This is a genomic window from Paenibacillus sp. KS-LC4 (assembly GCF_036894955.1).
In the GTDB taxonomy this organism is placed as follows: domain Bacteria; phylum Bacillota; class Bacilli; order Paenibacillales; family Paenibacillaceae; genus Pristimantibacillus.
Map to the genome: position 1 here is coordinate 2900553 of NZ_CP145905.1, position 10346 is coordinate 2910898.

General features: G+C 49.3%; 10 protein-coding genes and 1 riboswitch. Of the genes, 9 read left to right on the plus strand and 1 reads right to left on the minus strand.

Annotated features, from left to right (window positions below):
• Nucleotides 1-3: 3 nt before the first annotated feature.
• From nikB to V5J77_RS12540, 6 genes are all read left to right on the plus strand, one after another.
• Nucleotides 4-945 (plus strand): nickel ABC transporter permease, encoded by a 942-nt coding sequence (gene nikB, locus V5J77_RS12515; RefSeq protein ID WP_338556751.1) that lies wholly within the window; start codon nt 4-6, stop codon nt 943-945.
• Entirely contained in the window at nt 942-1811 is an 870-nt protein-coding gene (nikC, locus tag V5J77_RS12520; protein ID WP_338556243.1) for a nickel transporter permease, read from the plus strand. Before nikB ends, nikC begins: the two co-directional genes overlap by 4 nt.
• Before the next feature lie 42 nt (nt 1812-1853).
• Complete coding sequence (locus V5J77_RS12525; protein WP_338556245.1) at nt 1854-2660, plus strand: ABC transporter ATP-binding protein; 807 nt, start codon at nt 1854-1856, stop codon at nt 2658-2660.
• A gap of 46 nt (nt 2661-2706) precedes the next feature.
• On the plus strand, nt 2707-3486 hold the full coding sequence (locus V5J77_RS12530) for a dipeptide/oligopeptide/nickel ABC transporter ATP-binding protein (RefSeq protein WP_338556247.1): 780 nt from the start codon (nt 2707-2709) through the stop codon (nt 3484-3486).
• 219 nt (nt 3487-3705) lie between these two features.
• Nucleotides 3706-4665, plus strand: a complete 960-nt coding sequence (locus V5J77_RS12535) for a nucleoside hydrolase (RefSeq protein ID WP_338556249.1) — start codon at nt 3706-3708, stop codon at nt 4663-4665.
• Nucleotides 4666-4720: 55 nt separating this feature from the next.
• Nucleotides 4721-5233, plus strand: a complete 513-nt coding sequence (locus tag V5J77_RS12540; protein WP_338556251.1) for an acyl-CoA thioesterase — start codon at nt 4721-4723, stop codon at nt 5231-5233.
• 321 nt (nt 5234-5554) lie between these two features.
• Here the strand turns inward: V5J77_RS12540 and clpP are convergent, their stop codons facing one another.
• Nucleotides 5555-6145, minus strand: a complete 591-nt coding sequence (gene clpP / locus V5J77_RS12545; RefSeq protein WP_338556253.1) for an ATP-dependent Clp endopeptidase proteolytic subunit ClpP — start codon at nt 6143-6145, stop codon at nt 5555-5557.
• Nucleotides 6146-6337: 192 nt separating this feature from the next.
• On the opposite strand from clpP, the gene V5J77_RS12550 reads away from it, so the two are divergent.
• From V5J77_RS12550 to V5J77_RS12560, 3 genes are all read left to right on the plus strand, one after another.
• Entirely contained in the window at nt 6338-7084 is a 747-nt protein-coding gene (locus tag V5J77_RS12550; RefSeq protein ID WP_338556255.1) for an RNA polymerase sigma factor, read from the plus strand.
• A 127-nt stretch (nt 7085-7211) separates the two neighbouring features.
• Entirely contained in the window at nt 7212-8447 is a 1236-nt protein-coding gene (locus V5J77_RS12555; protein ID WP_338556257.1) for an MFS transporter, read from the plus strand.
• Between the two features lie 76 nt (nt 8448-8523).
• A riboswitch (purine riboswitch) is annotated at nt 8524-8650 on the plus strand.
• Nucleotides 8651-8732: 82 nt separating this feature from the next.
• Entirely contained in the window at nt 8733-9701 is a 969-nt protein-coding gene (locus tag V5J77_RS12560; RefSeq protein ID WP_338556259.1) for a DMT family transporter, read from the plus strand.
• Nucleotides 9702-10346: the final 645 nt, after the last annotated feature.

Sequence of the window (10346 nt, forward strand, 5' to 3'; positions counted from 1 at the left end):
GTGCTGAAGCTCATAAAAAAACGATTGATTCAACTCGTATTTGTTCTCTTTATTTTATCCTTAGTTGTTTTTATTCTGATGAAGCTCGCACCCGGCGACCCTGTGCTTACCTTGCTGCATGCTGATGAAATGTCGATTACTCAGGCTGATGAAGCTGCGCTTCGGGAGGAGCTTGGCTTCAATCAGCCTGTGCTTGTGCAATACGGAAAATGGATGCTCAGGCTAATCCAGCTTGATCTGGGCACCTCATACTTAAAAGGCCGCCCGGTGCTGGATGAGCTGCTTGATAAGCTTCCGGCGACGATTCAGCTGACAGCGAGCGGGCTCGCTGTTATGGTAGCCATTGCGCTCCCACTTGGTCTCATTGCTTCGCGCTATCCAAACCGTTGGCCGGATCATGTGTCTCGTATACTGGCACTTGTTGGCGCGTCGATTCCGAGCTTTTGGATGGGACTGCTGCTCATTTACTTATTTTCCTTAAAGCTAGGCTGGCTGCCGACAAGCGGCAAGGGCAGCTTCGCACATATGATTTTGCCATCCATTACGCTCGGCTTTGCTATGGCTGCTGTCTATGCAAGGCTGCTTCGCTCCGGGCTGCTGGATAGTCTTTCCCAAGACTATATTAAGGCAGCAAGGGCGCGTGGGCTAGCTGAACACCGCATTTTAATTGGACATGCACTGCGTGCCGCGCTGCTTCCGGTTATTACAGTGTTCGGCGTTAGCTTTGGCAATTTGCTCGCAGGCTCCGTTGTCATTGAAACGCTGTTTGCTTGGCCGGGCCTTGGCAGCTTGGCGCTTGAAGCGATTTTTGAACGGGACTATCCGGTTATTCAAGGCTATGTGCTGGCGACGGGACTATTCGTTGTTGTGGTCAATCTGCTAGTTGATCTCAGCTACAGCTTGCTTGACCCACGGATACGTTTAGGAAAAGGAGCCGCCTCATGAATAGGAAAATATCCTCGGAGCTTTCTCTGCCGCTCAGAAGGACCTATAGGGGGCGGCAAATGCTGTATAACCGTACGATGCTGCTGGGTATGGGCTTGCTTGGAGTCATCATGCTGCTTGCGCTGTTAGGGCCAATTATTGTTCCTAATGATCCTTTAACGGTGCAAATGGGAGAACGGCTGCTTTCCCCAAGCTGGCAATACCCGCTTGGAACGGATCATCTCGGTCGATGCATTTTCACGAGGCTTGTTGTAGGTGCGCAGCTTACGCTAGGCATCTCAGCTATTGTTATTGTTACGGTCATCGTGATTGGCGTGCCGCTAGGGCTTATTTCGGGCTATATCGGTGGTCGCCTCGATTCGATGATTATGCGGCTTGTAGACGGCATGGGGGCGCTGCCGGAATTTATTTTTGCCATCGCGTTTGCCGGTTTTCTCGGACCCAGCCTGCCTAATTTGATTTTTGCCATTGTGCTGGTGAAATGGATTGGCTACGCCCGGGTTGTGCGAAGCGTCGCCTTATCTGAGCGCGAGAAGGAATATGTGCTGGCGGCAAAGGTTGCGGGCTGCAGCACTTGGACGATTTTGCACCGCCACTTGCTGCCTCAAATAATCTCTCCTATTATCGTGCTGGCGGCATTAGATATTGGAAAAATCATTATGATCATCTCGATGCTCTCTTATCTGGGACTTGGCGCACAGCCGCCAACGCCGGAATGGGGCGCCATGCTTAATGATGGCCGACCTTATTTTCAATCTGCGCCGCAGCTCATGCTTTATCCGGGACTTGCCATTATGGCGATCATCATTGCCTGTAATCTGCTCGGTGAAGGGCTGCGCGAAGCGTTGGATGTCCGCAGTCGCTAGTGTCGATTCGGGCTTAGTAAGGGAAAGGAGGCGCATGACCTGATGCCGCAAATAATGGAAAAGGAAATGCCTGTGCTGGAGGTTTCGCGGCTGCAAATTTTCACCCGCCTGGGGAAGCAGCAGCGCCCGCTCGTTCATGGCGTCAGCTTCGCCATCCCTAAAGGCGAGACACTTGCGCTTGTAGGGGAAAGCGGCAGCGGTAAAAGTATAACCGCAAGTGCGGTGCTTGGCTTAATGCACAGCTCGCTTGACATTGGCAGCGGTGAAATTCTCTTTCGCGGTGAAAATGTGCTAGCGTGGGCAGATAAGAAGCGGCGAGGCTTGCGTGGACGTGAAATCGGATTTATTTTTCAAAATTATCAGGAGAGCTTTACGCCGTTTATTACGGTTGGCAAGCAGATGAATGAAACGCTGCGTTCTCATGATAAGCTGACAAGGCGTCAGGCAAAGGTGCATGCGCTGGAATGGCTGGAGCAGGTAGGGCTGCCGGCGGAGCGCGTATACAGCAGCTATCCCTTCCAGCTGAGCGGGGGGCAGCTTCAACGGGCTGCCATTGCGGCGGCGATGATGCTTCAGCCTTCGCTGCTAATAGCGGATGAACCGACGACCGCGCTGGATGTGCTTTCGGGCGAGAGGGTGCTCGATGTGCTTTCCAGTCTTCAGAAGCGAACGGGCTGCGCAGTGCTGCTCATTTCACATGATCTGCGGCATGTGGTGAAACGAGCTTCAACGATAGCCGTCATGAAGGACGGACATATTGTTGAGATGGATACGGCAGAGCATATTTTGTATCACTGCCATCACGAGTATACGCAGCAGCTATTGAATGCAAGGCCATATATAACATAAATGAATGAACGTACGCACGTATGGGAATTGGGGAGGTAAATGGCAGGTGCAGCCTTTGTTGCGTGTAGAGCGTTTAAGTAAAACCTTCATGAAATCGAAGGAGCAGGTTTATGCGCTGAAGGATATTTCGCTGCAAATTGCGAGGGGTGAATGTCTGGGCGTCGTTGGCGAAAGCGGCAGCGGAAAAAGTACATTAGGCAAGGTGATTTTGGCACTGGAGCGACCGGATAGCGGTGAAGTATGGCTGGATGATGTTTCATTGCTACAGCTAAAGGGGGCAGCGCTTAGACAGCAGCGGCAGCATGTACAGGTCGTATTTCAAGACCCGAACGCCGCGCTTAACAGCAAAATGCCCATTTGGCGTTCGATCATGGAGCCGCTTGATAATTTTCCGAAGGTAATGCCGCCATTTCTGACGGGTGATCGCTCAGATAGGCTTGGCTTGGCGGCGCAGCTGTTAGCGCTGGTCGGCCTGCCTATGGAGCATTTGGCCCGTTATCCGCATGAGCTTAGCGGCGGGCAGCGGCAGCGGGTCGCCATCGCTCGGGGAATCAGCTTGAACCCGAAGCTGCTCGTCTGTGACGAGCCAACCTCAAGCCTTGACGTATCCGTTCAGGCACAAATTTTGCAGCTGCTCAAAAGCTTGAAGCAAACGCTGGGCATGTCCTACTTGTTTATTTCCCATGACATAGCCTCCGTTCAATATATGAGCGATAGAATGATAGTTATGAAGGATGGAGAAATGATTGATGAGTTTGCAAGCTCCGAGTTGACACATGAGGAGCGGCATCCCTACACCAAGCTGCTGGTGGAGGCGGCGAGCTAGCCATCAAAATACGAGAAAGAAAAAACCTGCCCCTATCTCATGAGGCTGATGGTCATGTCAGGCCATCATAGCGCATGAGACAGGGGCAGGTTTTTAAATATAGTTGTGCAGATAGGCTTTGTCAGTGTAAGCTTTCATCGTTTACAATGAGGAGGAAGGAAGCGGATGCCGAGCCTTAAGCATCGCTGCTTCGACACAATGGGTAAGGGGAGACTTGCGATGAGCGACAGAAAACGAATGATACTCGATGTAGATACTGGGGTCGATGATGCCATCGCGATTTTATACGCGCTGCTTTCTCCTGAAATTAAGGTGGAGGGCATAACGACAGGGTACGGAAACACGACGGTGGAGCAAGCTACAGACAATACGCTAAGAGTCGTGCAGCTTGCCAATTGCGGCTATGAGGTGCCGGTTGCAGCAGGGGCGGTAGCTCCTACCGTAAGGCCTTCGCGTGGAACGGATGCGCATATTCATGGGCATAATGGTATTGGAGATGCCTATCTCCCGCCTTCCTCTCAACAGCCGCTAAAGGAAAATGCGGTAGATTTCATTATTCGCAAGGCAGCGGAAAATCCGGGCGAGCTTACTCTGGTGACGACGGGAAGATTGACGAATTTGGCGCTTGCGCTGGAAAAATCCCCTGAGCTTGCTGGGCAACTGAAGCAGGTAGTGACGATGGGCGGCACGCTGTTCGCTCCTGGCAATGTCACGCCAGTTGCAGAAGCTAACATCTATGCCGACCCTGAAGCGGCGGCGGCGGTTTTTGCATCGAATGTCGCACTCACGATTGTCGGGCTTGATGTGACAGTGCCTACAAGGCTTACGGGAGCTGATTTGGAGAAGCTTGAGCGCTATGCGCCGGAAAATAAGCAAGCCATTATCCGTTTTTTGAAGGAGTCGCTGGGCGTTTATTTTGAATTTTACCGCAAGGTGAACTATTTCATTGAGGAATGTCCGATGCATGATGCGCTTGCCGTTCTAGTCGCGCTTAATCCGTCACTTGTTACAACACAAAAATTTAACGCCGTCGTTGATTGCAGCAGCGGGCTGACAGCGGGTATGATTGTTACAGACAGAAGACCACGTCCATCTGTAGGCAGAAGGGTGGAGTTTTGCGTTGAAGTGGATTCGGCCAAAGCGATTCGCCAAATGATGTCGGTATTCTGGAGCGAATAAGGCTAGATCATGAAAGATCATTTACATGTACGTAATTAAGGGAGGATTTTGGCAGATGGAGCAGCGTTTTTCGCGGGAATCAAGATGTTATAAAACAGCAAGGGTGTTTCCAACAGATGTAAATAATCATAATACGCTGTTTGGCGGAAAACTGATGGCTTATATTGATGATATTGCCTCCATTGCGGCGACGAAGCATTGCCGCCGATCCGTTGTTACCGCTTCGACGGATTCGGTCGATTTTCTTTATCCCATCCGACCAACGGATTCCGTATGTCTTGAAGCGTTCGTTACTTGGACGGGCCGTTCCTCCATTGAAGTGTTCGTTAAAGTGGTGAAAGAGGATTTGCTGCGTGGAGAGCGGGAAGTGGCGGCGACGTCCTTTCTGACATTCGTTGCACTTGATTCGGACAGGCGTCCAGTTGTGGTGCCAGCGGTCGTTCCGGAAACGGAAGAGGAGCTTAAGCTGTTTGAGACAGCAGAGCAGCGGGCGGAAATGCGCCGTACCCGCCGCGAGCAGAGTAAACGCTTTGCTGAATTTTTGACGGTAAAGCATCCCTGGGACTGAGTGGAAATGTTAGCTGTCCAAGTGGAAAAATCGTGTCTGCGGTTGTTTGAATCGCTGCTGCGATTAAGGCCGCAAGGACAGGACGTACTGAATGCATGTGTATACAAACAAGGCGAGGCCTGTACATATGCCTAAAACGATATAAACTGCTTTTTTGCCGCTCACATGGACACCAACTTTCATCAATTCTTTCTTTATTATAAAGTAGATGAGAGCGAAAGTCATGGCGAGGCAGTGGCAGAATGGTTACATATAATCAAAACAGACAGCAGCGCCCCTCCGAGCAGATAAGCCGGAAGGGGCGTTGCTGTTTATTGCCGTTTACGCTTGTAAGGATGTAATGACGCGATCCACGATGCCGTATTGTACCGCCTCCTCTGCGGAGAGGAAATAATCGCGGTCCATGTCCAGCTGAATTTTCTCCAGCGGCTGGCCGGTTCGGGCGGAGGCTATCTGATTGAGATGCTCTCGAATGCGAATAATCCGATTGGCAGAAATCGCAATATCGCTTGCTTGGCCCTGAACGCCGCCATGCGGCTGGTGGATCATTACCTCGCTGTTGGGCAGGGCAAAGCGCTTGCCTTCAGCACCCGCAAGCAGTAGAATAGCGGCGAAGGATGCCGCAAGCCCCACACATATCGTACTGACATCCGGCTTAATATATTGAATCGTGTCATAGATGGCAAAGCCTGCTGAAGTAGAGCCGCCCGGACTATTAATATAAATGCTGATGTCTTTCGCCTTGTCCTCCTCCGCGAGAAACAGCAGCTGGGCAACGATACTGTTTGCGAGCTGGTCGTCAATTGCTGAGCCAAGAAAGATGATGCGATCCTTCAGCAGCCGTGAATAAATATCATAGGATCTTTCACCGCGTGCGCTTTGCTCCACTACGTAAGGGACATAATTGGTCATAGGTTATACCTCCATTTATTCCGTTAGATATTTACTTTCACTGAGTAAACGATTATCGGGGACGAAAAGGATATGCAGCGCCGCAAGCTTTTTTTTGCTCATCTGCGTATCTTAATAAGGACTCCATTCGTTTATAAAATAAACGATTCCGCCGGACCTTCGTCCGGAATCTGGTTAAGAGGAGCATGTCCCATGCGTTTGAAAAATAAAATCGCCTTGCCGAACGTATATACTGGGCAGCAGCTTGCAGACTTGCGCAAGTACAGCATCTCGCTGACAGGCTCAAGCTGGGATGCCGAGGATTTGGCGCAGGAATCGTGGCTGAAGGCGAGCCTCTATGCGGTTGCCGCCAGCCATCAGAATCCCGAAGCGCTGCTGCGGCGCATTGCCAAAAATAGCTGGATCGACCAAGCCCGCAGAAAAGCGGTCTGGCAAAAAATAAGCGGAGAAATGCAGCATTTGCAACAGCAGGAAATCGCAGTCAATAATCAAGAGGCTAGCGACCTTGAAATTGTTTTTCATGTGCTGGTGAAGCATATGACAACGGCTCAAAGGGCTGTTTTTATGCTGCGGGATGTATATGGCTGTTCAAGCATTGAAGCTGCGGAAATTTTGGGGATGACGGAAGGGGCGGTAAAAGCGGCGCTGCACCGTGCCAGGCGAGCGCTTATTGCTGTGCGCCAGCAGCTGCTTCAGGATGGGCTGCCTCAGCCGCAGGAGGAGCAAATGAAAACCTATGTACGGGCGCTGGCCTCCGCCTATTTGTCAGGCAATATGAAGGCAGTTGCCGATTTAATGCAGCTTAGCGAAAATGATCCAGAGCTGGCCATCCATATGGCCCAGCATGAGCTGGGGCGCCTTGCGTCACGGCGGCTGACGGCTCCTGAAGAAGCGCGGAATATGGCGCTGCAATATGCTTTTATACTCGATGCCGCCTAATAGCTAAATTACGGGCTATAGACTAACGAGCGATTGAAGTCATGCCCCTTCATTGACAGTGATAGTTGCCTGGATTATAATTGCCTAAGTCAACTATGTGAGTTATGCATCAATGAGGGGGAACAGCATGCTGTCTCAAGAACAACGCCCGCGCTTATGGACTACTGCATTTATTACACTAACCATTTGCTCTTTTCTAGTTTTCTTTAATTTGCAGCTTTTGCTTTCACCGCTTACGGCTTATACGAAAAGCACATTTATGGCCAGTGACGTATCGGTCAGCCTCGTGACGAGCGTGTTTGCCGTTTCTGCGATTTTAACGCGTTTTATGACGGCATTTGTGATGAAAAGAATGCCACGATTGGCCATTTTGTACATCGGCATTGTGCTTGCTGCCCTTTTTACCGCTATGTATATCGCGGCTGAATCCTTAGGCTCCTTGCTCATCATGCGTGTATTTTATGGCATTGGCTTTGGCATAGCCAGTACGATTATTCCGACGCTCGTATCGCAAATTATTCCCGCTAGGCGCATTGGGGAAGGGATTGGCTATTTTGGCTTGTCCACCAGCCTTGCGATGTCCATTGGCCCCATGATCGGGCTAAATATTTGGAAGCAATTCGGTTTTGAGGCGTTAACCATCACGGGAACGGCAGCTATTTTGCTCGTTATCCCGATGCTTCTCGGGTTTCGTCCTCTTCCGCCAGAGCCTCCGCGCCAGAGCCGGGAGGAGCGAAAACGGGCTGCCTCAAGCAAGCCTCCCTTTAATTTCCAGCTTGTGCTTCCCGCGCTATTAACTGTGCTGCTGTCGATTACATACAGCGGGATATTAAGCTTTATCGCCTTGTATGGTGAGAAAATTGCGATCAACCAGATCGGCTTGTTTTTCTTGTTTAATGCGGTGACAATCATTAGCGTTCGTCCAATTTCTGGAAAATTGTTTGACAGCAAAGGCCATGCGGCCGTGCTTATTCCTGGTGCGTTATGTGTTATCGCAAGCTTGACGGTGCTGTCGTTTACGACCTCCATTTCGCTGCTGATCATATCGGCGCTGCTATATGGTCTAGGATTCGGCGCTGTCCAGCCAACGATTCAAGCTTGGATGCTGCGCAGCTCAAGTCCGGAGCAGCATGGAGCTGTGAATAGCATGTTCTATAACGCAACGGATCTTGGTGTTGCGACAGGAGCTATTTTATTAGGTGCCATTGCCTCAGCGACGAGCTATGAAATGATGTATCGCTGCGCTGCTGGCATCATGATTATCTTTTTACTCGTATATTTGGTTCTTAGCATAACGATGGCTGCAAAACATAAAAAGCGGCGCTGGAGCAGGCCGGGAGCGGTTTCGCAAAAATTTCAATGAGAAACAATTGACATCAACTTACTTGTCATGTAAGATGTAAAATGAATTACGATCTAACATCAGATGACAGCAAGGCATCAAACCATATATTACTTTTCGTATAACCTCGTAAGCCGTATTCAGCTGCAGCTGGATATAAGAACAGGTCGGGGGTATCTACAGGAAGCCTTTACTTCCTAACTACGATAACAAGGATCAAGCTGTATTGGTCGTTGCTATGTGGTTAGGTTTTTTGTGTTGTCTGGGCAAGCTTAGAGAGACAATCAAGGAGGTCTAAGGGTATAAATGAAGTATTTATTATCGGTTTTATTCGGTGCGATTAGTTACGGTGTGTTGTCTACAATCGTGGTACTGGCCTATGGTCAAGGCTATCAATTAGGTGAAGTGGTTGGTGCGCAGCTGCTGACGGGATTTATTTTGGCCTGGATGCTGGCTTTTTATACAAAACAGCGGGAGCAGCGCAAAGCCCGTACGGCTCCAAACGCAGTTTCTTCTGTCACTCAAGCGGCCGATGCCGCCAAAGCGCTTGCCGCTAAGCTGACGTGGAAAAGCAGAGCGCTGCTCATGCTTGCGGGTATGCCGACAGCAATAACAGGCTTGTTGTATTATCATTCGCTCCGTTATATTCCAGCCTCGCTGGCGATTATTTTATTGTTTCAGTTCACCTGGATCAGCGTTTTGATTCAAGCATTCAGCAAGCGTCAACGTCCTAAAGGCGTTATGCTGCTGGCATTGATTGTTTTGTTTGGAGGCACGCTGCTTGCTGCCGGCATTATGGAGGAAGGCGTTGCCCAGTTCAACTGGATCGGCATCATTTTCGGCTTATTGTCCGCCGTAAGCTACTCCTTGTTTATTTTGTTCAGCGGCAAAGCGGTGCCAGCTGTACATCCGGCTTTTCGCAGCGCTTGGATGATTACTGGCGGGTTGCTGCTCGTGTTTATTTTATTCCCGCCGCTGTTTCTATTTAATGGTTTGATTTGGGGACAATTGCTCGTATTCGGCATCCTGCTAGGGCTGTTCGGCGCTTTTATCCCGCCTGTCCTGTTCGCAATCGGCGTGCCGCATATTGGTGAAGGCATGGCTGGCGTATTAGGCGCTGCTGAACTTCCTGTAGCTGTCACGATGTCGGCCCTTATATTGAATGAGCATGTGAGCATGCTGCAATGGGTGGGTGTCGTTGTCGTGCTAATGGGCATATTGCTGCCAGAGCTGAAACGCTTTAAAGGGCGTTCACAGCGGACAATGGCTGCTTAGCTAACGCTTGTTTTTTGTTGAAAAGGAGCAGATTTGCAAAAGGCATAATTTCTTTTTCATCAACCATTGAAACATTTAGCTGAATTTTCTGTCTGTAGCTAAAAGGCGGTGCAAGCTTTGAAACAATGGCTGATTTTGTCGCTCCTGCTATTTTAGGTTCTGCTAAAGGATTAGGGATTTTGATAAAACACTATTTTTCTATAAATGAGCATATTTACTTTAATTGAAAAATAAGGAACAAAAAAGCCGGGAACGAGGATTCCCGGCTTTTTTGTTGTAGTTACTCCAGTAGACACGGTTTGATGAGGGCAGCTTGAGCTAGTTTATCGAGTTTGTGCTACAAGGGATAACCTTCTGGAATCGGTAACAGACAATTTATAGTGATTATAAAATAAACCCCTTATTTACATTTTATACTCATTTCATTTTATTTTTACAATTCGACAAAGAGGGATTTGGATATCGGTGTAGAACAAGGTAATATAATCCAACTATTCGATTTTTTCTCCCAAGATGTGCATTTGAAGTACATTTTTTGTCGGGTACCTCTGTAGAGTCCGCCACTATTATGTCTGGAGCAATGAGGAAAATTTTTCACAATAAAAGAGATTGAATCATGATATCAAAGGAAAGAAGGATTATTCC